Annotated in this window: 1 protein-coding gene; it reads right to left on the reverse strand. The window is 64.6% G+C overall.

The window, feature by feature from the left end; genetic code table 11:
- The coding region (locus NKJ08_RS38705) for a non-ribosomal peptide synthetase (RefSeq protein WP_352786398.1) at nt 1-1,388 on the reverse strand (1,388 nt) is incomplete at both ends.

Genomic DNA, 1,388 nt, shown 5'->3' on the forward strand with positions numbered 1-1,388 from the left:
CCTTCCACAAAGGGACTGGCGATGAACCGCTCCGCCGTCAGATCGGGCCGGTTCAGGTAGCCACGCGCAACGCCGGCCCCGCCAACGTAAAGCTCACCCACCGCCCCGAACGGCACGGGCCCACCATGACCGTCCAGAAGATACACCCGCGTGTTCGCAATCGGGCGCCCGATCGGGATGGAGGCCAGCCCCCCGACAGCGTCGGATATTGCGAATGTGGCACATCCAACCGTCGCTTCTGTCGGACCATAATGATTGATCAGACGCACGTTCGGGAAATGCTCTTGCCAAAACTGCATGTCTGCCGGGATCAAGGCCTCGCCACCGACCATGAGTGCTCTGGTCGGGGCTGGTCCCTTGTAGGCTTCAAGCCGCTTGTTCAGCAGGCTTAGATGCGAAGGGGTCAGCTTGATTAGATCATAGGTCTGACCATCCTCTAAAGCAGCAAGCGCATGTATTAGGGCAATGGGGTTGGCAAGACGAAGCTTGGCGCCCGCCAAGAAAGGCCCGAATAAGGTCGTAACGCCAGCATCAAAGCTGAACGACAGCAGCATGGGCGAACCGTTGCCGGCTTCTTCGTAATGGCTGCGATCCGACCAATGCAAATAGTTCACCAGACTTCCATGCTCGACCATGACGCCCTTTGGGGTTCCGGTGGAGCCTGAGGTGTAGATGACATAGGCGAGATGGCGCGCGGTGAGACCAAGGGCGCGCGGCTCGGGATCGCAGGCCGGCAGCTCGGCCCAGGTGGGAGTGGCCGTCTCCAGATCGACCACGCTCACATCGACAAGCGCCTCGGGGCCGAGCGCGGCCCGGCCGGCCGCATCGCAAAGCAGCAGCCGCGGCGCGGCATCGTCGAGAACCTGCCGCAGCCGCGCGCAGGGATAGGCCGGGTCCAGCGGCAGATAGGCACCGCCCGCCTTGAGGATCGCCAAAAGCCCCACCACCATCGCCACGCTGCGCTCCAGGCAGATCGCCACCGGCTGGTCCGGCCTGACCCCGAGCCCGATCAGATGATGCGCCAGACGGTTGGCCCGCGCGTTGAGCTCGCCATAGCTCAGGCGCTCGTCCTCATGGACCACCGCCACCGCCTCCGGCGCCTGGCGCACCTGCGCCTCGAACAGCTCGTGGATGCACCGCTGCGACGGATAGGCCGCCGCCGTCCGGTTCAACGCCTCCAGCAGATAGGTGCGCTCGGCGGCCGGCAGGATGTCAATGCGGCCGACCGGCTGGCCTGCATCGGCAGCCATCGCCCGCAGCAGCGCCAGCAGATAACCACGCTGCCGCTCGATCGTCGCCTGATCGAACAGCGCCGTGGCATAACCAAACGTTCCGGCGATCTCCTCGCCACGCTCGCAAAGGCTCAGCTCCAGATCGAACTTGACCTG

Source organism: Mesorhizobium sp. M0244, from assembly GCF_040321795.1.
GTDB lineage: Bacteria > Pseudomonadota > Alphaproteobacteria > Rhizobiales > Rhizobiaceae > Mesorhizobium.